The organism is Lentibacillus daqui, from assembly GCF_027186265.1.
In the GTDB taxonomy this organism is placed as follows: Bacteria; Bacillota; Bacilli; order Bacillales; family Amphibacillaceae; genus Lentibacillus_C; species Lentibacillus_C daqui.
The window spans coordinates 2,760,663-2,783,081 of the sequence record NZ_CP114176.1; the positions used below are offsets into that span (position 1 = coordinate 2,760,663).

Sequence of the window (22,419 nt, forward strand, 5' to 3'; positions counted from 1 at the left end):
AAATAAACCAATTAACCTAAATTATATGATACATCCAGCACACGTTCGAAGTGTCTTTTGATCTATTTGTTTTTTGGACAGCATTACTTTATTCCCAGTTACAGGAAGATGGTCAATACCCTGTCATCAAAACCCATTCGGTTGGTGTTCTTATACCCTGATCGACTTAAAGGTATTTATCGGCGCAGCGGGTTTCGTTCTTTTATCGGCGGTTTTTCCACTTTCATCGGCGATTCCAAGCAATTTATCAGCGATTTCAGTCGGTTTATCAGCGCTTTTCGCTCTTTTATCAGCGATTCCTAAAACCGGTGAACCTTTATGTGCCTTTTAACAACAAGAAAAAAAGGAGCCGCATTACGCTCCCTTTCCACTAAACCTTGCTATATGAATCCTGAAACACAACCTCTCCATCCATCACCGTTAATTCTACTTTTGCTTCTTTGATTTCTTCTACTGGCACAGCAAACAGATTACGGTCAAGCACAATCACATCAGCAAGTTTGCCTTTTTCCAATGTACCTAGTTCATGTTCCCGGAATCCTCCGTACGCTGAGCCAATGGTGTAATCACGTAATGCTTCTACCAAGATGATCTTTTCATCCGGATTCCAGCCATCTTTTGGATTGTCGGGATTCACCTTTAAGAATTTACAAAAGTTACATGTGGTTTATTGCATATTTCCACCCGATACAAATCATCTCTTTTATCCTCTAGAGGTGTCACTGTGCCAACCAGACGATTTCGCCGTAGTGCTTCCAGATCTACTTCCCCCACTACCATTGTCTCGATATTCGCACCTGCTTCAGCAATCACTCCGTCTGCAGCCAAACTGTAATCAATTGGTGAAAAAATTCCTGACCGCGCATCATTTGTATTCATATGGTAAACCTGTGTCAAATTGCCAACCGTTCCTGCCGTAATCGTAGCTACTTGATTTTCAATGGCTCTGGCTTGTGCACAATAGCGAACCCGTAAATACCCTTGCTGATCCTGCGCGGTAAATGGGGTGAAAATCAACTGGGCTCCTTGATCAACCGCAATTCGCGCAAGCTCTGGAAACTGAATATCATACCCCATTAAGATCGCAACCTTCCCACAATCGGTAGTAATCACGTTTACCGCATTGCCAGGTTGAACACCCCACCATTTCCGTTCATCCGGTGAAATATGCAGCTTATATTGTTTATCAATCGAGCCGTTGCGATGAAACAGATAGGAAACATTATAAAGCGACCCATTTTCTTCTACGAACTGCGACCCTGCGAGGATATTGATACTGTATCGAATCGCCATATCGGAAAACGCTCGCAAATAATCATTGGTATACGCCGCAACTCTCCTTACCTGCTTACTTGGTACGGTTTCTCCTAAAAAAGATAACAGCTGCATGGTAAACGACTCCGGGAACACAACGAAATCTGAACGCACCTTAGAACTGGCATCCACATAATATTCACTTTGTGCGACAAACGCTTCAAACGACTTAATTTCCTTCATTGAATACTGAATCGCAGCTATTCGTACCGGGTACGCACGCTGATATAGCTCGTTTGTTTCTGGCAAATAATCTGGATTTTTCCATTCCATCAAGGTTGCATATTTTAACGAGGCATGATCATCTGGTAAATAGTTTGGCATCACTTTTCGCAGTTTAAAGCCATTCATGAGCTGAAAGGTGAGTACGGGATCGTATAAATTTTGCTTGATAACTTCATTGGCATACTGTTCAGCTGACATTTGATCCGCATACTTATGATAGTTTGGCAATCTCCCACCAAATAGAATACTTTCTAAATTAAACCTTTTACAGATTTGTCTGCGTGCTTCATATAATCTCCTGCCAATCTTCATTTGGCGATATTCCGGATGAACCACAACTTCAATGCCATATAGGTTTTTGCCAGCCGGATCATGATTGCGAATAAACCCTTCATCAGCGATCTCATCGAATGAATGATCTTCCCCATACTCATCAAAGTCCACAATAATACTGGAACATGAACCAACAATCTCCCCGTCATATTCAATACAAACCTGACCCTCAGGAAAAATTTTCAATTGACTTTCAAAGTGTTCTCGTTTAAAAGCAATATCTGCATTGCCAAAACCAAGTTTATTCATCTTAATAATGTTATCGATGTCTTCTGGTCTCGTATTTCTGACAATCAGTTTCTTCTCTATGTTTGAGATATCTGATGATGACATACATTTTCCTCCTATTCCATTGACAGGGAATGCGCCCAAAAAAAGTGTGGTGGCCGCTCGGGCTAGGCGTGCGATTCGCTTGAGTTTGGCTTGTATTCGCCCGGGTTTAGCTTGTTCCACTGAAATTGCATCGCGGTCACCCGAGATTGACATGTATCCACTTGAAAATACACGGCTGCGAATTTAGCATGTACCCGCATGGATAAGGTTCACGCCTGTTCAAAACAAGCGAATCGCCCCTGATCATATTTCGCTTAACCAGCATTTCGTAACATACTGGTTCAAAAAATCTTACCTGTTCTCTTTTATAGAAACATACTTTTCCTCTAAATACTCCAACAGACCGTATTTTCCGCCTTCTTTACCAATCCCACTTTCCTTCACACCACCAAACGGCGCCTGAATGGTAATAGGTGTTGGATCGTTAATACCAACAATACCAAACTCTAATTCTTGCATCATTCGAAGTCCGCGACCCAAGTCATTGGTGAAACAATAGGCAGCCAATCCATAAGAGGCATGATTCGCGCGTTCTGTCACCTCTTCTTCTGTTTTAAATGTAAAGATCGGTGCTACCGGGCCAAATGTTTCTTCCGTCGCAATCTTCATCTCATCATTGGCATACTGAATAACGGTTGGTTCATAGAAATTTTGCTCACCACCGGATGTTTTTCCACCACAGAGCACTTTTCCGTTATGTTTTTTGGCATCTTCTACATGACTGGATACCTTTTCTAATGCCGCATCGCTAATTAGCGGACCAACATCGACACCATCTTCCAAACCATTGCCAACCTTTAACTGAGAAACTTTCTCGGCAAGCTTCTCTCCAAACTCTTCAGCAACACTCTCAGAAACGTATATCCGGTTAGTACTGATACAGGTTTGACCTGTGTTTTTAAATTTCGAAAGCAAGACACCTTCAACGGCTGCATCCAGATCCGCATCTTCAAACACAATGAGCGGTGCATGGCCTCCCAGTTCCATAGAGATCTTTTTCACCGTATCCGCTGAATCGCGGATTAATTTTTTACCGACTGCGGTTGATCCTGTAAAGGTGATTTTGCGTACATCCGGATTGCTCGTCATCTCACTGCCGATTTCCTCTGCCTCTCCAATCACGAGATTCGCCACGCCTTTTGGCAATCCAGCTTCATGGAAACATTCAAACACTTTGATGGCGGATAATGGTGTTGCCGGAGCCGGTTTTAATACAATCGTACATCCGGCAGCAAGTGCAGGTGCAATTTTTCGGGTGATCATTGACAATGGAAAGTTCCACGGCGTAATCGCAGCAGCTACACCAACGGGTTGACGAATGACCATTAAGTGTTTATCTGGGTGGGAAGCAGGTACCGTATCCCCATACACACGTTTAGCTTCTTCTGCATACCAGTCCAGATAACTGATAGCGCTGTTAACCTCACTTTTTGCATCTGCAAGTGGTTTCCCGTTTTCTTTGGTAACGGTCTCTGCTAATTCATCCTTACGTTCCTTCATTAAACGAACGGTTTCCGCCAAGTAATGACTTCGTTGATTCCCCGTCGTTTTCTTCCAGGTTTTAAATGCTTCCTTCGCACAAGAAATCGCTTCTTTTGTTTCCGCCTTACCCACGACTGCAATAGACTCAATCACATCTCCTGTTGCAGGATTAACCACATCCCACTTTTCGTTGGATGCTTTCCATTCACCATTAATATAGACCATTGTTTTCCCTCCCATAATATGTGCCACGTGTTTCTTTATCTTTTTTATAATCTTTTTATCGATTGAAGCAGAACTACTTTTAGCGGTTAAACCTTGTCCATCACCTCTCTGCTTTTGCACGGTAATGTTCGGAAGTTGATGAATTGCTCTTTTGAAAAACAATCTTTCCGTCAACCACTGTCATAGCAACTTTCACATCAGCTATATTTTCCCGGGGTATTTTGAAGATGTTTTCATCCAAAACGACAATGTCCGCAAGCTTTCCTTCTTCTAACGTTCCTAATTCATCTTCTCTAAAAACACTGTATGCTGAACCACTAGTATAAGCCTTCAAAGCTTCTGCAACAGAAAGTTTCTCTTGCGCATTCCAAACATTTTCTCCAGTGTAATCCAATCGATTTACGGCATAATAAATTTCCAGCATCGGGTTCAATACAGTTACCGGAAAGTCAGTACCGAATGATACCTTTATTTCTTCCCCTTGTAATGACTTGCAAGTATATAGATAGGGATGTTTTTCTTTTTTCACCCGTGTCGTATGACTTTCTTTTGGCATAAGCGCCAAATGAGCAGGCTGGATGGAAGGAATAACTCCCAACGCCTTTAGTCTTGATATGTCATTCGGATGAATTACCTCAATGTGTTCCAATGCATGACGCGAATCTCTAACTCCATTTATTTTTTGTGCTTCTTCAAAAACATCCAGACCAAAACTGACTGCTCCATCTCCTATAGCATGAAACCGGATTTGAAATCCTTCCTTATCAGCCTGTAATGCGCGCCTTCTTATCACCTCTTTTGGTAAAGCAGTATTTCCCTTTGTTTCGGGTTTATCTACATATGGATCTAACATATAAGCGGTATGACTTGTCACAACACCATCAATAAACTGCTTCAGCCCCGAAATTTTTAGTTTTCCCGAATCAAAGGTTTTTTTCATATCTTTCGCTTCTTCTATGTTGCCATCTAAAACTGGATAAAGATGAATGCGGGTAGTCAATCGTTCTGCTTCATCAAATTCTTTAAATAAATGGAATATGTCTGGACCATGCATTTGTTCAACACTACTCTGGTATAAATCATTGACTGAAGTAATACCCAATCTGGCCGTTTCCTGCAAAAAAGCCTCCAACAACCCCTGCAGATCCTGCTTGGACATGGCTAACCCGACGTCTGCCACCAGAGATGTTGCAGTTTCAATTAAAATACCGGTTGGTTCGCCATCTTCATCTTTTTGTATCTTTCCATTGGATGGGTTTTCTGTTTCACTTGTTACCCCGGCCGTTTTAAGCGCTTTACTATTAACCCACGCATAATGCAATTCTGCATGAAACAAGAGCACTGGTCGGTCAATGACTGCCTGATCAATAATAAAGCGATTAGGGAAGTCCTCTCCCCAGCTTAAATGATCCCAACCATAACCGATAATCCACTCATCATTTGGCCTTTGATCGGCAAACTCCTTTACTTTTTCGATGGCATCCCCTGAAGAAATAGCATCTGATAAATCAACACTACCATGAATTAACAATGCACCCAGCATAATGTGAAGATGCGCATCGTGGAAACCAGGCATAATTGTTCGATCACCAAAATCAAATTCTTTTGTGTTCGGTCCAATGAATGCTTTCATTTCCTCTATAGAACCAGTAGCTATTATTTTGTTATCCTTCAACGCAATCGCACCCGGTTGGGCATGATCCTGTAAACCAGTAAATACGGATTGACTGGAAAATATTTTGTCTGCTAGAACCATAAAATTATCCTCCTCTTCCAACGTTTTAAAGCGGTTACAAAATGTTTGCATTTTATAAAAGTAGAATTCAAAAAACCTCTAAGGTAGCGACAAAGATTACAAAGAATGAAATATAATCCTACAACTATAGTGAATGCAATTTTCGTGCCAACTACATATTTGTTGATCCAAACGGTTTTAACTATCGTTTTTATGATAAATTGCATAACCTATTATTAATTGCATATTATTATGCGTATTCATTAAATATGAAAACATCCTTGTACCACCTATCCAGTTTTTACTTTAATAACAGCAAAGGAACTACTTCAGCATAGCTCCTTGCTGTTCTTATAATGAATCTATCTATTGATTATGCTGTTTCTGTTTCTTCCAATCTTAATTCCGGTGGACGTTTTTTAAAGCCCTTTGTTAAAAACGCTAAATATAAAACCCCTAATAAAAACCAGATGCTTCCAAGAACTTTGGAATGTATATCGAGATTGATAAGTAACCATATATCAAGAACCCCGCCGATCAAAGGAATAATCAAGTAACAGATAATCCCTTTAAGCGAACGTTTTTTCTGTCGTCCAAAAAATAAAACAATAACAGAGATATTCACAAACGTAAATGCTAAAAATGCGCCAAAATTAATAAAAGAAGCAACCAATGTCAAACTTAAAAATAATGATGACAATGATAAAATGCTAATCAGCAAAATATTATTGACCGGTGTCTTATACTTTTTGTGCAATTTACCAAAAAATTTCTTCGGTAACTGCCCATCCCTTCCCATAGCGTACAGTACACGTGCAGCGCTGGCTTGTGATGACATGGCTGAACCTACTACACCTGCCGCATACATAATTAAGAATAATGTCTTTAGAAAATTCCCACCCACAAGTTCAATAATCTCATAGGAGGCTGAATCCGGATCTTTGAAACTCGCATAATCTGGCCATACATTGTGTGCGAAATACGACACAATGACAAAAATGAGTCCCCCGATGATCGTGATAATTAAAATAGCTCGTGGGATATTCTTTTTAGGATTAACCGTTTCTTCAGCAAAAGTGGACACGGAATCAAACCCAAGAAAGGAAAAACAAAGTAAAGCTGCGCCGGCCACGATAAACTTTAACGGTTCATCCGTGTTGATAAACGGTTCCATATTCACGAGCATCCCTGTTCCTGTACCTTGAAGAATCGTTTTTACAGAAAACAGACAGAAAAGAATGATGAAAAATATGGAGAATCCAATAATCAATACATTCGCACCGGTAGCTAATTTTACCCCCTTAATATTAATAAAAGTTATTATAATAATCAGTAACAAAATCCAAACATACGATGGTATTTCCGGAATAGCCGCCGAAAAGAAAATACCAAACAGCAAATAATTGACCATTGGAATGAATATATAGTCCATTAATATAGCCCATCCCACAAGAAAACCTATATGTGGACTAATGGCTTTTTGAGAATACGTATAAGCGGATCCGGAGATCGGATAAGCTTTAGCCATTTGTCCGTAACTATAGGCCGTAAATAACATCACGATTGATGCCAAAACATACGAACCGGCAACCATGCCATGTGATAATTGCGATGCAACACCATATGTGCTGAACACGGTTCCTATCGCCATGAATGCAAACCCGAATAATACAACGGAAAACAGCGACAGGGATCTGGATAATTTCGTATCTTCCTTCATTGTGTAGCCTCCCCAAAATCAAAATTTAATCGTTTAATAGGTAATCGCCTTCAATGCGTCTTTTACATATTGCTCCATATACCACAGTTTTACATCCTCATCAAAGGGATGTCGCTTTTTCCGCTTCTTCAAAATCAAAATCAGCCATCTTCCTTTTAAAGAATCTCGTTTGAAACAGCATGTAAATAATCCCGATCGCCACCCAAACGACACCACCAATAAGCGCATCAGCATGCAGAAAGTACCATAAAACACCTGTTAATCCTGCTCCGATAAGGGGCATGATTAAATAGGAAAAAATATCCCTTGGCGTTTTATACCTTTTCTTCCGGAATACAAAATAGGCAATAACGGACAAATTAACAAATGTAAAAGCAATCAATGCCCCAAAATTAATCACAGCAGAAATCAATTCCAGACTAGGGGTTATTGCAAACAACGAGACGACGCCAACTAATATAATCGACAGGACTGGAGTTCTAAATTTAGGATGGACATACCCAAAGAATTTTCTTGGTAATACTCCATTTCGCCCCATCACATATAACAGACGGGAAACACTGGCATGTGACGCAAGTCCGGAAGCTGTTGTCGCTGCAAACGCACCAGCGACGAATAATATTTTGAAGAGTGTTCCACCAAGATATAAGCCTATCTCAGGTAACGGATCATCAACCACTTTAAATTGCGATACATCCGGAAACAATGCCTGGGCGAAATAACCGCATACAAAAAAGATACCTCCGCCTATCAGTACAGTCAGCATAATCGCTTTCGGCATAACCTTAGTATTTTTCGCCTCTTCCGTATACATCGTAATGGCATCAAAACCAATGAATGAAAAACAAACAACTGTTGCACCGGTCAAAACCGAGGTAATCTCCACATTGGAATGAAATAGTGGATCCATTGTCATAATGGTTCCTTGCCCCATCCCTTGTGATAGTTTAATAAAGGCGAGAACAATAAAGGCTACAATTAAAGTGGATACAAAAACGATAAGGATGGAATTCAAATTGGATGTTTTACCCATACTCCAAATATTAACCCCTGTCACTACGATTACATAGCCAACTACCCAGATCCATGCAGGTACCTCTGGAAAAAAAGACACCATGTAAATGCGAATAATCAAAGCATTGACCATCGGCAACAGCAAATAATCCAATAATGCCGCCCAACCAACCATGAAACCAAGATACGGATTCATCGTTTCTCGTGTATACGTGTAAGCGGAACCAGCACTCGGAAATACTTGTACCATCTTTCCATAACTAATCGCGGTAAATAACATGACAATTAATGCTACAACATATGCAAGCGGTACAACTCCACTGGTTTCCTTTGAGACAATCCCAAACGTATCAAATACAACGGTTGGCGTCATATAGCCTAAACCAAGACCAACAATCGCCCATAGTCCAAGCGAACGCTTTAGCGTATCTTTCTCTGACATTTATCAGCTCTCCTTTACATGGCAATTAAATTAGGTTGAAAGCGGTGCCAATATTAAAATTGTGATACTAAAAAACCTCCTTTTGGATTTGATGTTCCAGTATTATAATAGTTGCAATTTTCATGCCAAGGGCAAAACCTTTATTTCCAGTCATTTTAGCTAGTGTTTCTATGAAATATTGCATAATCTAATATTCTTTTGCATAACGTCCATGTTTTTTAAATGTTCTTTCAAAAAATCAAGCGCCTCAACTCTTTATCAGTCAAAGGCGCTTCATGTTTTTTCTAAATATTTTCCTTTTTGCTCAGGCTATACCAGGATCACTTAACAGATCTTTTTAAAAACCCCTCTTCTAAAAAATAGTTTTTCGATGAGAAATTGCATAAAATTTGGAACCGTTCTATCATCAATTGTTATATTACTTTAAATACTTAGCTTCCCATTTCTCCTGTTTTTCCACAGAGCTGAGCTGGGTAAGATCCTCATATCCATAGTTGATTTTCATTTCGCCAGTATTATTCAGGATAAAGGTGAGGTTGATCCATTGTTCCTGTCCTTGCTTATTAAATTCTTCATGTAATTTCGCAAAACAATGATATAGCTCATCCTCCAAGTCATCGAATTCGTCCTCACCAACATTAAATAAATCGGTTAAATCAAGACTATAGATCGGTTTACTATTAGCTTCAGGGTAATAATAGAAAAAACCTTTTTATACCCGTCCCTAAACTCAGCGTATAGATAAATTTCTTTCCATTCCTCAGGTATGATATTGACTAGTGAGTTAGCAATTTGTTGGTATATTTCTTCCATTGTACTAGTTTCCATCTTATTAACCTCCAGGATAATTAGTCAGTCTATCCAATATATAATATGGATCCCAAAAAGATCGAAGTTACCACACATTACCTTTTGTCGAATTCAATATCTTCTTAACCTAGCAAAAAACCTGAAAGACTCAAAGCCCATCAAGGTTATATTCAAGGGAGGGTGAATATTAAATATAATATGAATCAAGTTTAGGGATTATAAAAATTCGATATTTATCTTGTCTACCTCAACCTCAACATACTTCCCTGTTAAGGGTAAAAAGTCTTGGAAATATCCATCGTCATCCTGGATCGCAATCCCTGCGTCGATATATTCTTCATGTAAAATCCCAAAAATTTTAGATGTATAACCTGCGTTATCAATATTCATTATCCCTTTTTTATCATCGAATAGTTCATGTATTGTAAATTCATCTAAAATGGCAAACCCCAACTCAACTGGATATCTCTTACCTTCCTCAATTTCATATGGACATATAATCGCAAAACCTGTAAATTCATTCCCATTAATTTCGACTCTTACTTCTTCCTCAATATTAGGATTTAATCGTATAACCTTGGCATAATGCTCCACTTTAACTCCACCTTATTCTTTTCTCTATTCGTAAAACTATTTGGAGTCTTTCATACTTTACCCTACTAGCCTCCTTAACCTCCCCCACAACCTTAAACGCCTCTGCACCTTTTCCCACTATTTTAGCCGGCTTCCCAAACAAAAACAACCCAGCCATCATCTTGTTGGCCACTGTCGCGTTTGGATCTGCGATAGTCACAATATCATCAAACATGAAATTTGCCCCGGCAACAGTAATATGCCCCATCATATAAGGATCCCCAGCCAAGTCAGAGTTACCACCCATCACCTTTCGTTTATCTTCAAAGGTAATCGGTTCTCTCGCATAATATTCTCTTTCGCCCTGTGACGCAGATGTTTGCCGGGAGCTGATCATTTTTTGCAGGTCTTCTATCTCTTTTTGCTTTTGTGCCAATTCCTGATTATGGAAACTATGAGGTGCAACTCCTACCTTGCTTGTCGTTACTTCTTCACCACTTATTTTTTGCAGATACTGTTGTATTTGGATTGCTTCCTCATCTGTCATTCTGTTTTGTTCCGCAAGCTCCTGAACATACCTCTGCTTACTTATATCCTTGGGTGTAACATTGTTTATATTCCTGCCATGATTCCGGTAGTGTATTAAAAACTCTATCTCAAAAACCCTCCTTAAGGCGATTAAATCAAGAAAATATTTTTTATTTCATTGGGTCATAAATGGTTACGGTATTATTGATTTTTATTAACAAAGTATCCTCATCAGCGGCAGGTTCATAACCAATTACAACTTTTGGAATATCATAGTTTTTTCTCAAATTAACCAGAAAATGTACTAGCTTTTTCAGCCTTAACCTATTGTCATTCCCCTCATCCATTGATAATTCATTTTCAGGAAAATTAAATACAATGTCACCATTATGTTCATCAAAGGAGAAAACTATTAATACGTTTTTTAACGATATACCTAACTGCAATTCTTCCAAAAATATATTTCCTGTGCCTTTCGGTGATAAAGTCTCTTCCATGTTGTTCACATGAGAAAAATCCAAATCCTTTTCCGAAACATTATCATAAAAATGTGATGACCTAGATCTTAATGTAGATAATTTGAGTTCTTCATCAATTAGTTTATTGATTCTACCCTTACTAAAATCAGATAATATAATCTCTAGATTTTCCATTTATAAACCGCCTTTTTTCATTGGTCAATGAATCCTTTAAAGGTACCATCAAGGTTTAATCAAACTCCGCACCCATCTGGTAATCTTTCTCCAGAAACTCTATTACGTTATATCTACACTAAATTATTATAAACAACACCGTTAATCTTGATGGCCTTTGCTTCGATAAATAACATGGCACTCCAAATTTCTAAGACAAAATTTGCGCTAGAGAAATATTCACTTACTCTTCTTTGGTTGAACTAATAACAATGTTCCCTACTCCTTTCTCAAAATAATCAATTGACGTCAATTCCAAATAATCCTCATCCTCTATCTTATAAAACGAGAATCTTTCTTCCCCATTATTCCTTAAAAAATAATGTGACGAAACACCAACAAAAGTTACATTGAAACTGTTTACATTGCCATTTTCCAAAACCTCCAGGGATAAGAATATCCTATTATTTAACAAATCGAAGTCTAATTTTTTATTATGCCTGCCCATAAGTTGTTTAACTGGGTTTCTAAATTCGCCATAAATTCGCCCCTTATCCCATTTTTTAATGTAGTAATGTAAATCAGCCACTTTATTCCAGCCTCCGTTTATCAGATTAAATCAGCCAAAAATCCGGATTAATTCGATTATCTGGTAACTTTATTTCAGATTTGCACATTCTTAAACACCTTCCTCCAGACGGAATATAAAAGAAGATCCCCCTCAAAAAGGGAGATCAAATTCCTTCACCATACATTAAATCATCTAACATTTCATTTTGTTTTTGTATATCTTTATATCTATCAAATCTATTCATCAAGTATTCAACAGATACTTCTTTATTTTTAACTAATTCACCATCAAATAGTCTTATCTTGGCACCAACATTTATCAATTCATTCCTGAATTATTCATACTTCTAACCAAAAAGATAAATGAAGCTTAGCTCTGGGTTATTTTCGTAAAATAAGATGGAACCTTTCCAGAAATGGTTTGCTTAAACTAGAGATCCTTGAAAATCTCTATTTTTTGGACATACGACTCCCTTGGTCTTACGATGGTTTTTTAAATGTGCTTAGAGAACAGCGGTATGGCCTCACTCTAATTGTAATCTTTGAATTCGCTGTAATACTTTCCAGAAAAACGATTGATACACAAAGCTGGAGGCTAATTTAAAGTAAAGAGATCGTCCTGACTTTACCAATTTACTGGCGACTTTAATGATTCTAGTTCGTATCGTTTGGATCCGCATGTTTTTCTGTTCTTCAGGAAAACAAAGCGTACGCATCCAATTCGTAAGGTTATAAGCTAACAAACTAAGCATCATTCTAACCTCATTGCATTCAAATTTATGGCTGCTCATGCGATCCAGGTTAAACCCATTTTTGGATTCCTTGATATAATTCTCCATCGTTCCTCTTTTCTGGTAGGAATGAACAATATCTTTAGGAGAGAAGACATCAGTCAGGTTCGTTACAAAGAAAGCGTGCGTGAAAAACAATTCACCGGCCGGACGAACGGATTGGATGATCACTTTTCTTGGCTTGGACCATGATTTTGCCTGATACTCGGCTTCTTCATAATAGATTTCCGATTTTGTCACATCGGTTGGAACAGTGGAAGGGTGCAGCTCATCGGCAAGTCGCTGCAAATTAGGATTGGATTTCAAACGAATCACATAATAAACCGATTCATCCTCGCACAGTTCATATAGGCCCGGGACGGCGAAGCCACTGTCACCGCGCAGAAACGGGATGGTTTCAGGAAACTGCTCATTGTAATGGTTGATAACAGGCTCGATAAAATCCACCACGCCATTGGAAGTATAGACATTGCCTGGGCGTAGTTTTGCTTTCAAAAAATCGCCGGTGATACCGTCAAAAGCAACTAAAGGATGAAATCCAATGGTTCCATAATGCGTATTGAATGTTGCATCCTCCTAATCACCATATGTATCTGCATGAGTGGAATCCAAATCCAGAATAATCGACTTGGCATTTCTATATTGATGCACCTTGTCTAAAAGTTCCTGGTTTGCCTGGTTTAATTGTTCCATCGATTCATCATCAAATCGTGGGAAAAGCCGGGATAAACTTGGCTGGGAAGCTAAAGCATCTGTTCCTACAACCTGCGTAAAGACAGGATCATTCTTAATTGATCAGCTGCGTCATCTTCGGCATATCCAGCAATGATTTGATACATCTTTTGGCGAAGTAACTGTTCATTGGAGTGAACATAGTAACGTCGATCATCTTTAAGCTTTAAATGCTTTGTCAGCGTTGAGAAGAAGCCAATCTTTTCATCGAACTCTCGGAATAAGAGTTCACCTGTATCGGATGAAAGTGCACCACCATCGTTAGATAATTTGATGTAAGTGTAAAATATTTCTCGAGGTTATTTGAGCGATATTCTAGCCAAAAAAGAAAAGGCACTCTATCATAAAATGTATGCTTTGACTGGGCAAATACATTTTAGAGAGAGGCCTTTTCATGGGGAATATTATATCAAATATTAATGAGTTAATAAAGGATACCTGTAATTTGATTGAATTAGAGGAAAGTATCCGATTGTTTATGTATGAGGTATTTGCTTCTAAATTGGGAGAAGTATTTACTGGATTGAATCAAGTCATTAAGAAAGAGAAGCAAGCGATGGGTTGGACAGTGAAGCGAGATGATTGGAAAACAATTCAATTCACCTTTGGGTCAGTGTGTTTTTGTCACACGCTTATGGGTGATGAGAAGGGAGATTCTCATTATCCCTTTGATGAATGGTTGGGAATACGAAAGAGCCAACGACATAGTCCATTAGTGGAAGTAAAAGTGGCAGAACTTGCTAGTCAAAGTACATACCGGGAAACAGCACGTGTTTTAAAAGAATGGACTGCAGTTAACCTCAGTCACACAACGGTTGGAAGCATTGTAAGACGTGTTGGGAAAGCGCAGGCACAGGCGGATGAAGAAATGGTAATTGAGTTGGATGAGGCTGCTTTCCTGCCGGAGGGGAAAAGGTGGAGTATCTATATGCGGAGGCAGACGGTGTTTTTGTGCGTAGTACAGTGAAGAAAAAAGCCTGGAAGTGCACCATGCCATTGTTCATGAAGGTTGGGAGAAAAATGGAAAACGAGTCGCTTTACGAGAACCCAAAGTCATCATGACGACACAATCAACCCCAGACTTTTGGAATGAAGTACAAGCCCTTACAGCCCATCGTTATTCACTGGAGGCTACGCGGGTGGTCACAAACAGTGATGGAGGATTAGGATATACGGCCGAGAAGTTCCAAGAGGCCTTTTCACAATCTCATTTCTCTGTCTTGAATCAGTTGGATCATTATCATGTTTCACAGGCTGTAAATCGTGCTTTAGGTGGCGAACGGAGTAAGTATAAGGATGGCGTTAAAAAGGCACTAAAAGAACATGACCGGGATGCTTTTATATTATGGCTAGATACGTATGAGAGTACCCTAGACGATACAAAAAAAATAGAAAAGGTAAAAGCATTTCGTACGTATGTTATGAATAATTGGGAACGGATTTTTGACTGGCGAGAAGTCGTTGAAAACCCACCAAAAGACGCAAGAAGTTTGGGAGCGATGGAATCAAATCAAAGACACATTTCTTTTCGTATGAAAAAAAGAGGGATGCATTGGAGTTCAGAGGGCGGAGAAGCCATGGTTAAAGTGAAACAAGGGATTTTAAATCAAACACTTAGAGATGTGTACCTAAAACATCAACACAGAAGCGCTAGAAAGCAACGAGAAATTAAAAAAGCAGTTAGAATGTCGCAGATCCTACGTAACCCAACTCGTCCATCAGTGGGAGCCAGACAAGGCGCTATAGGCTTATATACGGCTCATTCAACAGCCATGGGTAATTTAGTTAAGAGCTTTAAATAAATGATACCCTGATTTAGGGGTTACGTTCTTGGGCTTTAGAACGTTACCTCAAAATCGGGGCCAGCAAGCGACAGCGCGGTAGCCCGAATAAAGTGTACAAAATGATGGTGCCTGAAATATTGGTATGAAAGCAACATCGAGAAAAACTTGACACATACTAATTTGATTTGGCGATTGAAATCTAGCGGTATTTGCGGTAAAGTAGCCAATATAAGAACCCCTTTCTGTTGGTTTTTGTTGGTACTTTAACTGTAACAGAAAATGGGTTCTTTTTTCATTTATTAGATGAATAAATGTTTTGGCTAAACCGACTGTCAGATAAGCATTTAAACTGTATTATAGAATTTCAGTGAATAATTCAGGTCATTTATTAATTTTTTAAGTTTTGCGCCGTCCTCATCATCTTTAAACAGATTACATTCCATTATCGGACTTACATTTCCAATTCTTTTTTTAATCTCAGAAAATCCCAAATTTGTATTTTTTCTTATTGTGGGTAAGTATTTCATTTGATTTTCATCTTGTTCTACCACTAAAAGTATTACCGACATATTTATATCCTCCCTTAAAAATCATTATCAACTGTATCATCTAGTGGTTTACCAGGCAGGCTTTTCTTATAGCTACCACCATGCCATCGATACAAATGGCGTGACATTGTTTATATTCCTGCCAAGATTCCTATATGTAATTGGAAACATCATAATTAGGGTACATCATCGTGACAAACCGCTACGCATCCCGATTGAACTGGTTCTGTTTCTGCAATGCTTCATGTAGAACATCGGGCAATGTTTTTGATGAAATCCAAAAATCCAATATTATTTAACCGTAACTAAAAACCTTGAAAGACCTAAGCTAACCAAGGTTTTAATTAGGCTTTGTTTATAATAACATCAGTACATACAACTTCTACATTTAAGGGTGGCATTAAAATGTTACATTTCAGTAGGTCTTTTTCATCTATCTGTATATCTTCAATCTCAACATTCTGAATAAAATAAGGAATTTGAGGTTTAGTTAATTCTCTTAAAGGTTTTAATCTATCGTCAACGCTTGTTACAAATACGAACTTCGAACAACCGGTAAACAATAACTCTACATTATAATCCGTGTCTTCAAACACAATGGTAATCTCATCACCAAAAAAGTTGGAGTCCATTTTTAATACTCTTGCATCCCAGTAGTACATGTTTTCAATTTTGCTTTGAATTTGTTGTGCTTTCATATTAATCATCCTCATTTTCATATGGAATATGAGCATCTGGACTTTTTCTATCCACGATGTTCAGGTTTATATCAAGCGGGTTACCATTTTCATCAAATATATGAACATGATCATATTTTGTAACTTTGTCAGGAGGATCAATTTTCATTCTGATGTTTCCTTTACTATCTCTAATGTGAATAAAGCCATTATGATCAGTGTGTTTCCACTTATTTGGCAGGTTATCCAATATATCCTTTTTAGACATGTTAGGAATATTAGTTGCATTAATTTTTCCCGCAAATTCACTTACAGCATTTCCCTTATCAACCTTCCTAGTCTTATATGCACTCCGATATAAATCATACCCCTTGTCTACCAACTTAACCGGCTTCCCAAACAAAAACAATCCGGCCATCATCTTATCGGCCGCTGTTGCATTTGAATCCGCGATAGTCACAATATCATCAAACATGAAATTTGCCCCGGCAACAGTAATATGCCCCATCATATATGGATCTCCAGCCAAGTCAGAGTTACCACCCATCACCTTTCGTTTATCTTCAAAGGTAATCGGTTCTCTCGCATAATATTCTCTTTCTCCCTGTGGCGCTGATGTTTGCTGGGAGCTGATTATTTTTGCAGATCTTCTATCAAACTCCGGTTCTAACTTAGCAAAAAACCTTGAAAGGCTTAATGCCAATCAAGGTTTTTGTTAAACTAACTATCTATTTTACCGTTTTATAAAAGAAGTCACATTCTTTATCCAATAGGAAGGACTTCTAAGATTCAGCAAGATTACACCCATATTTATCAATCATGTCCTAAAATTTCATCATCCAAATTTTCCCTTTCTTGTGCAATTTGCTTATGTGTGTTTATAAGATTTTTGATGTTATCAATTGGTACTTCGCTTTCATCCTGAAACAGATAAACCTTGGCCTTTTCATCAATTAATTTATCAATTATCGTTTGAAACTGTTTTAATTCATCCGTATCAAAATAGTCGCACTCTAGTACAGAATCTTTTCTATATCCTTTTTAATTTTATCAATACTTGCGTTACAGTTTTGTCTGATAATGGATATATACCTTAATTTGTTTGAATCATTTTTAATCTTTAATTTCATTTTTACCATATCTACCCCTATTAGAGCGTGTTCAAAAAGTATCTTTTTTAAAGAATATGAACCGGAGTAAGTAATCTTTACCCCCATAATTGGAAATGAAAGTAAATGGTGTGAATTGCGGAGGTTTTAATTGAATATTCAATAATTTGTAGTCAAAAAAAGGACATACTTCCCCTTTGGATATAAATAGGTTTTTAAAAACCATTTGAAGCATAGATAAACTTGGAGATTAAACAGCTAAAGGCAATGACATCTGCTCAATTTGCTGTTTATGCAACTCTTTAATTTTTTCAACATGATCTTTGGGCAAAACCGTTTCTCGTACATGTTTGATCATGCGTTCAATCAACCTAAACATGTCTCTCATAATGAAAAAGGATTGCACTTTCTCCGTTGTTTTGACAGGAACCTTTTTATGACGCAAGACCGAGTCCAATTGATTTGACTCATGAGCGAAACCTAGTTCAACTTGTTTACGATAATGAAGCATCTCTTTTTGCAGTTCAGAGCCCTGTGGTACAGGTCCATAGAAGAATGGATTTTCTTCAAAGGAAAAACTAAACTGCTTATCACGCATTGCCTGTAAAGGACAGGACATGCATTTACTTTCGTCACCGTTAAACCAGGAAGTTTGGGTTTCTTTATCAAAGCCATCCCAAATAAGCTCATGCCCAGCTTCACATTCGGGCACCCCTTTTGGAGAGCAAGTTTCAGGGATGGTCGTGTTCTTTTTAAAGTCGGTTACCACTGCGACGTCGTGTTCCTTCAACGATGTAGTCTGGACTTCTTCACCAAAATAACCTAGATCAGCTACCAAGTAATCTACTTTTACGTCACCGATTTGATTGAGCTTTTCAACTAGTGGAAGAAGCACATCAATATTTAATAATACGTGATGGCCTATACTGTTTTGGCCCTTCGGAAACTGTTTCACATTATCCACATGGTAATAAATTTGTGCTGGCACATCATGAAATAACAAAACTTAAATTAATTCTACTCCAATTTGTTTGGAAAATTTAACTTTTATCTTTTCCTTTTCATCAATATAGATAATCATATTATTGTCAAATTTCTTCATGCTGGTAACACTGGTAAAATCACCAACAAATACTATAGCATCATTATATGTTATACTAAGACTACACGTTTGCCTATATACATCCAAAGTTAAAATCACTTTAAAATTTTGACTATCCTTGCATGAATAAAGTAATTCCCCGTCATCCGGATTACCTGTTATACTAACTGGCTCATTCTGAAAAAGTTCTAATAGGTCATATTCATCATACTTAATAAACATTCTGGCTCTTCCTTTAGAGATCTTCTTTTTCAATAATCTCCGCATCAATTACCTTATATTTTTTTTGTACGGGTGCACCACCAAAATCCCGAAGTATTTGGATGGTAACATTAAATAAACCTACTTCAAGCGAAACTCCCTTTCCTTTATAGTTTTGTTCATTGACACAAGTGACCAAAACTTTATAACTAAACCCATCAAAAGATAAGTTAAACGTACAATTATTTTCTTCTAACCAGATTATATAATCTTCCAATGAAGGAATCCAAGTTCCTTGTTTATAAATTTCTTCGTCACATAATAAATAACTTGAGGGGGCAATTCTTCCTCCCACCGTCCATGTAGCATTTTGATATTCATAAACATCCTGAGGATAAACATCATCAGCGTATTCAGGTCTCTTAAATCCTAATTTAAATAGTTTTTCAATATCTGTACTTGTTAAAGACATTATAAACCTCTTTCCTATTTTATTTTTATTACGGTTCCAGTTTGACTTTTATGCTTATCAGGAATAAAGTTTCCATATTTATCTGAATCTGCCAACCAGTGAAGCTCTTTTCCACCTTTTGCTTCTTTAAAAACTTTAAAAGCTGAATCACCTTGTCCAGTTGTATCTTTTGCCCACCATAATTTTGTTTTTGGATCACGATATGCGGTAACATTTTCCCCATTAAATTTATATTTCAATTTTTTATCAGCTGTTGTTTTAATATCCCATAAAGTTGTAGTATTCTTGGTTGACTTGTTTGCCTGTATCCCAACGTCCTTAACTTTATCTACTTGTTTTGATCCCTCAGTGCCAGTGCAATCTGAAAACTATCGTGTAAATTGAATGGCGTCCGCAATCACTTTTTCATTTTCCACAAATGAGTCAATTGCCACCCCGGTCTCGTCCGCATTATTCTTCAACAACATTTTGTAGGAGGTTAAAATTTCTTCATACGTTTGTTTCATTTCGTTGATTTTTTCGACCATATCAAGGATGTTCGCTCCATTTATTTCCTTGGCAAAAGTCGTCTCCAATGACTCCCCAGCCGCCTGCAATTCCGCCAATGCCGACTCAATTGAAAACGGAGCGACCTTAATTTCCTGACTCATTTATTTGTCCCCCTTTCCCTGTGCGTACAGGCCAGCAATTATAGTACGCTGGGCTGCGATACTTGCCTCCAGACTTTGAATCTCTAGTTTGATTTCCTGAATCTTTGCTTCCAACTTGGAAATTGCATCATCCAATTGTTCATCGGAGATTTCAACATAGCTCTCTTGCAATTCATTTTCTCTTATGGAGTCAAAATCATCAGCCCACTCCCCGAACCAGGTAGTTGCCGTTAATTCCGGTTTTAAACAAAGTGGTTTTTTCGTATGAAAATCATTTTGGCAATCCGACAATTCCGATAAAGCCCGATTAAGCCGTTCTAATTCCTCTCTTTTCGCCTCCAACTGTAGACGCAACCCGCTGATTGCACCTTGAACAGACGCTATACTGCCAAGAGTCACTGCATTCATCATTTTCACCTCTGCGTCCCGTGATATATTCCGAATGGGAAAACAAACCAATTAAACTAAATTATATGATACATTCGGCATAATTTCGAAGTGCCTTTTGATCTATTTTTCGGGAAACCAAGACTTTTAGCTTACTCGCAGAAAGGCAATCAGGAATTGCTGAAAAAATCCCCTGCCGACAAAACGCATGCAGTTATGTTCTCATGCGTTATATCAAATTTGCGACAGACCTTGTTCACACTTTTTCAGCAGCCCGCGAGACAGTAGGGATTACCAAAACAGCCACGAAACAACACGGAACTTGTCATTTTTATCATGGGTCCAATAATATATCAGCGGTTTTGAGCTGCCTATCAGCGGTTACGGGCGTTCTATCAGCGGTTTCGGGATTCCTATCAGCGATTCCGAGCTCCCTATCAGCGATTCCGAGCTCCCTATCAGCGGTTTCGGGATTCCTATCAGCGGTTTTGAGCTGCCTATCAGCGATTCCGAGCTTTCTATCAGCGATCCGTAAAGCCACGCCAAGAAACACGTGGTAGATTTCGGCCTGAACATCGTGTGATCAATCCTTCTACCCTAGCAAAACCCGCTCCAACCGCTTCACCGCTTCCGGGATCTGCTCCTCCTGAATATTGGCAAATCCCAACACCAGATCAACTACCCCCGGCGTTTGATACTTATTCGCCAACATAAATCGGCGCATCGAATAGATTTCTAGCTTTTTCCTTTTTGCATCTTCTTCTACTTCTTCATATGATTTCTTTGTTTGAAACCGAGCCAAAAAATGCAAGCCAGCCGGAATATCTTCTATGGCCACCTTTTCCCCAAAGCGTTCACGGATCTGCCCCATTAATTCCTTGCGTTTCGATTCATAATGGTGTGTCATCCGTTTAAGGTGACGCGCATATGCTCCTGTTTCAATGAAATAATATAGTGTATACAGCGATAGTGCGTTACTGCTTTGCATCAGATGCCGATAATGTTTCCGGTATTTCCTTAACATATCCGGCGGCAATACCATGTAGCTGATCCGCAACCCGGGCAGGATGGTTTTGGAAAACGTACCTGTATAAATGATCCGTTGATTTTGGTCCAGACTTTGCAATGATGGAATACTATCGGTTTCATATTTAAATTCACTATCATAATCATCCTCGATAATATACCGATCCTGACCCTGGGTTGACCAATTCAATAATTCAATCCTTCTGTTAATCGGCATAATTTTACCAGTGGGAAATTGATGGGACGGGGTGACAAACAAGTAATTAATGCTGCAGTCATCAACCTCATCCATGGCAATCCCCTTGTCATCAATAGGAAGTGCACGCACATCAAAGCCCATATTTTTCAAAAGCGTATAGAAACGGGAATAACCCGGATCCTCTACTGCAACAACGCTGTCCCGCTTGCTTAATCCCATTAAATTGCGAATTAACAATTGTGTGCCCGCGCCAATAACAATTTGTTCCGGTTCGCAAACCACTCCACGTGACATCGCGATCATCCGAGCGATCGTTTGCCGTACCATATATGGTCCCTGAAAATGGCCAAGCTCCGATAGTTCACGTTTATGATTGGCAATCGCTTTTTGCTGGCATTTCATCCATTCCTGAACGGGAAACATGGATATATCGGATGTCATATGGGATAGGGAGAGCCAGCCTTCTTTGTTCTGCGTGCATTCTTTCAAATCTTTCGGTAACTTCTGCAGGCTTCCTCTCTGTATAAACGGGGTAATATTTTCTACATAATAACCTTTTCTTTCTTTGGTATAAATATATCCTTCTGCCAGTAGCTGTTCATAAGCATTTGTCACAGTATTCACACTGACCTGCAATTGCTCGGCAAGCTGCCGTTTAGAAGGAAGCTTTTCATTAGCCTGCAATCGACCGTTCATCATATGTTCCTTTAAACGTTCATAAATTTGCTGATATAGATTTTTTCTGCACTCCATTTTATCCAACGTAAACAACATAAGATAATCCTCCATCTGGTACCTATAGAAA

General features: G+C 38.6%; 21 protein-coding genes and 4 pseudogenes. 2 read left to right on the plus strand and 23 right to left on the minus strand.

Going from position 1 to position 22,419, the window contains the following annotated elements; translation table 11 throughout:
• Window positions 1–73 precede the first annotated feature (73 nt).
• Window positions 74–331 carry a hypothetical protein gene (locus O2S85_RS13990; protein ID WP_269409919.1) on the plus strand — a complete coding sequence of 86 codons (258 nt, stop codon included), beginning with the start codon at window positions 74–76 and terminating at the stop codon, window positions 329–331.
• Between the two features lie 39 nt (window positions 332–370).
• Here the strand turns inward: O2S85_RS13990 and O2S85_RS13995 are convergent, their stop codons facing one another.
• From O2S85_RS13995 to O2S85_RS14055, 13 genes and pseudogenes are all read right to left on the minus strand, one after another.
• Window positions 371–637, minus strand: coding sequence for an amidohydrolase family protein (locus tag O2S85_RS13995; protein ID WP_369419505.1), 267 nt, complete (start codon window positions 635–637; stop codon window positions 371–373).
• Window positions 638–639: 2 nt separating this feature from the next.
• Window positions 640–2,205, minus strand: coding sequence for a bifunctional GNAT family N-acetyltransferase/carbon-nitrogen hydrolase family protein (locus tag O2S85_RS14000; protein WP_269409920.1), 1,566 nt, complete (start codon window positions 2,203–2,205; stop codon window positions 640–642).
• Window positions 2,206–2,496: 291 nt separating this feature from the next.
• Window positions 2,497–3,912, minus strand: coding sequence for an NAD-dependent succinate-semialdehyde dehydrogenase (locus O2S85_RS14005; protein WP_269409921.1), 1,416 nt, complete (start codon window positions 3,910–3,912; stop codon window positions 2,497–2,499).
• 100 nt (window positions 3,913–4,012) lie between these two features.
• Entirely contained in the window at window positions 4,013–5,668 is a 1,656-nt protein-coding gene (locus O2S85_RS14010; RefSeq protein WP_269409922.1) for an amidohydrolase, read from the minus strand.
• A 352-nt stretch (window positions 5,669–6,020) separates the two neighbouring features.
• Window positions 6,021–7,367: an APC family permease gene (locus O2S85_RS14015; RefSeq protein WP_269409923.1), complete on the minus strand. Its 1,347-nt coding sequence runs from the start codon at window positions 7,365–7,367 to the stop codon at window positions 6,021–6,023.
• Window positions 7,368–7,467: 100 nt separating this feature from the next.
• Entirely contained in the window at window positions 7,468–8,823 is a 1,356-nt protein-coding gene (locus tag O2S85_RS14020; protein ID WP_269409924.1) for an APC family permease, read from the minus strand.
• Window positions 8,824–9,241: 418 nt separating this feature from the next.
• Window positions 9,242–9,651 (minus strand): annotated as a pseudogene (locus O2S85_RS18835) (immunity protein YezG family protein).
• 198 nt (window positions 9,652–9,849) lie between these two features.
• On the minus strand, window positions 9,850–10,227 hold the full coding sequence (locus O2S85_RS14030; RefSeq protein WP_269409925.1) for a UCP019853 family protein: 378 nt from the start codon (window positions 10,225–10,227) through the stop codon (window positions 9,850–9,852).
• Window position 10,228: 1 nt separating this feature from the next.
• Complete coding sequence (locus O2S85_RS14035; protein ID WP_269409926.1) at window positions 10,229–10,753, minus strand: hypothetical protein; 525 nt, start codon at window positions 10,751–10,753, stop codon at window positions 10,229–10,231.
• A gap of 151 nt (window positions 10,754–10,904) precedes the next feature.
• Window positions 10,905–11,387, minus strand: coding sequence for a Cdi1I family immunity protein (locus O2S85_RS14040; RefSeq protein ID WP_269409927.1), 483 nt, complete (start codon window positions 11,385–11,387; stop codon window positions 10,905–10,907).
• A gap of 113 nt (window positions 11,388–11,500) precedes the next feature.
• Window positions 11,501–11,874: pseudogene (locus tag O2S85_RS14045) on the minus strand (YxiG family protein).
• Between the two features lie 226 nt (window positions 11,875–12,100).
• A complete protein-coding gene (locus O2S85_RS14050) occupies window positions 12,101–12,259 on the minus strand; it encodes a phospholipase D-like domain-containing protein (protein WP_269409929.1) in 159 nt (52 codons plus the stop codon).
• A gap of 201 nt (window positions 12,260–12,460) precedes the next feature.
• Window positions 12,461–13,749 (minus strand): annotated as a pseudogene (locus O2S85_RS14055) (IS1380 family transposase).
• 104 nt (window positions 13,750–13,853) lie between these two features.
• On the opposite strand from O2S85_RS14055, the pseudogene O2S85_RS14060 reads away from it, so the two are divergent.
• A pseudogene (locus O2S85_RS14060) lies at window positions 13,854–15,261 on the plus strand (ISLre2 family transposase).
• Window positions 15,262–15,587: 326 nt separating this feature from the next.
• Here O2S85_RS14060 and O2S85_RS14065 read toward each other — a convergent pair.
• The 10 genes from O2S85_RS14065 to gabR all read right to left on the minus strand — a co-directional run bounded on the left by O2S85_RS14065 (window position 15,588) and on the right by gabR (window position 22,388).
• Complete coding sequence (locus tag O2S85_RS14065) at window positions 15,588–15,812, minus strand: hypothetical protein (protein WP_269409930.1); 225 nt, start codon at window positions 15,810–15,812, stop codon at window positions 15,588–15,590.
• A gap of 323 nt (window positions 15,813–16,135) precedes the next feature.
• The gene (locus O2S85_RS14070; RefSeq protein WP_269409931.1) at window positions 16,136–16,489 is read right to left on the minus strand and encodes a PIM7 family immunity protein; all 354 of its coding nucleotides are present in this window, start codon (window positions 16,487–16,489) and stop codon (window positions 16,136–16,138) included.
• Window position 16,490: 1 nt separating this feature from the next.
• On the minus strand, window positions 16,491–17,171 hold the full coding sequence (locus O2S85_RS14075) for a hypothetical protein (RefSeq protein WP_269409932.1): 681 nt from the start codon (window positions 17,169–17,171) through the stop codon (window positions 16,491–16,493).
• Window positions 17,172–17,827: 656 nt separating this feature from the next.
• Window positions 17,828–18,541, minus strand: coding sequence for a hypothetical protein (locus O2S85_RS14080; RefSeq protein ID WP_269409933.1), 714 nt, complete (start codon window positions 18,539–18,541; stop codon window positions 17,828–17,830).
• Between the two features lie 42 nt (window positions 18,542–18,583).
• Window positions 18,584–18,901: a hypothetical protein gene (locus O2S85_RS14085; RefSeq protein WP_269409934.1), complete on the minus strand. Its 318-nt coding sequence runs from the start codon at window positions 18,899–18,901 to the stop codon at window positions 18,584–18,586.
• 13 nt (window positions 18,902–18,914) lie between these two features.
• On the minus strand, window positions 18,915–19,352 hold the full coding sequence (locus O2S85_RS14090) for a hypothetical protein (RefSeq protein WP_269409935.1): 438 nt from the start codon (window positions 19,350–19,352) through the stop codon (window positions 18,915–18,917).
• A 14-nt stretch (window positions 19,353–19,366) separates the two neighbouring features.
• Entirely contained in the window at window positions 19,367–19,591 is a 225-nt protein-coding gene (locus O2S85_RS14095) for a hypothetical protein (protein WP_269409936.1), read from the minus strand.
• 129 nt (window positions 19,592–19,720) lie between these two features.
• A complete protein-coding gene (locus tag O2S85_RS14100; RefSeq protein WP_269409937.1) occupies window positions 19,721–20,002 on the minus strand; it encodes a YwqI/YxiC family protein in 282 nt (93 codons plus the stop codon).
• A complete protein-coding gene (locus O2S85_RS14105) occupies window positions 20,003–20,413 on the minus strand; it encodes a YwqH-like family protein (RefSeq protein ID WP_269412595.1) in 411 nt (136 codons plus the stop codon).
• Window positions 20,414–20,981: 568 nt separating this feature from the next.
• Entirely contained in the window at window positions 20,982–22,388 is a 1,407-nt protein-coding gene (gene gabR / locus O2S85_RS14110; protein ID WP_269409938.1) for a MocR-like transcriptional regulator GabR, read from the minus strand.
• Window positions 22,389–22,419 lie beyond the last annotated feature (31 nt).

Bases quoted from the DNA above. Each gene is read 5' to 3' on its own strand.
- O2S85_RS14010 (WP_269409922.1), bottom strand. From the start codon at position 5,668: ATGGTTCTAGCAGACAAAATATTTTCCAGTCAATCCGTATTTACTGGT.
- O2S85_RS14000 (WP_269409920.1), bottom strand. From the start codon at position 2,205: ATGTCATCATCAGATATCTCAAACATAGAGAAGAAACTGATTGTCAGA.
- O2S85_RS14015 (WP_269409923.1), bottom strand. From the start codon at position 7,367: ATGAAGGAAGATACGAAATTATCCAGATCCCTGTCGCTGTTTTCCGTT.
- O2S85_RS14105 (WP_269412595.1), bottom strand. From the start codon at position 20,413: ATGATGAATGCAGTGACTCTTGGCAGTATAGCGTCTGTTCAAGGTGCA.
- O2S85_RS14070 (WP_269409931.1), bottom strand. From the start codon at position 16,489: ATGAAAGCACAACAAATTCAAAGCAAAATTGAAAACATGTACTACTGG.
- O2S85_RS14035 (WP_269409926.1), bottom strand. From the start codon at position 10,753: ATGACAGATGAGGAAGCAATCCAAATACAACAGTATCTGCAAAAAATA.
- O2S85_RS14020 (WP_269409924.1), bottom strand. From the start codon at position 8,823: ATGTCAGAGAAAGATACGCTAAAGCGTTCGCTTGGACTATGGGCGATT.
- O2S85_RS14085 (WP_269409934.1), bottom strand. From the start codon at position 18,901: ATGTTTATTAAGTATGATGAATATGACCTATTAGAACTTTTTCAGAAT.
- O2S85_RS14065 (WP_269409930.1), bottom strand. From the start codon at position 15,812: ATGTCGGTAATACTTTTAGTGGTAGAACAAGATGAAAATCAAATGAAA.
- O2S85_RS14090 (WP_269409935.1), bottom strand. From the start codon at position 19,352: ATGTCTTTAACAAGTACAGATATTGAAAAACTATTTAAATTAGGATTT.
- O2S85_RS14100 (WP_269409937.1), bottom strand. From the start codon at position 20,002: ATGAGTCAGGAAATTAAGGTCGCTCCGTTTTCAATTGAGTCGGCATTG.
- O2S85_RS14040 (WP_269409927.1), bottom strand. From the start codon at position 11,387: ATGGAAAATCTAGAGATTATATTATCTGATTTTAGTAAGGGTAGAATC.
- gabR (WP_269409938.1), bottom strand. From the start codon at position 22,388: ATGTTGTTTACGTTGGATAAAATGGAGTGCAGAAAAAATCTATATCAG.
- O2S85_RS14005 (WP_269409921.1), bottom strand. From the start codon at position 3,912: ATGGTCTATATTAATGGTGAATGGAAAGCATCCAACGAAAAGTGGGAT.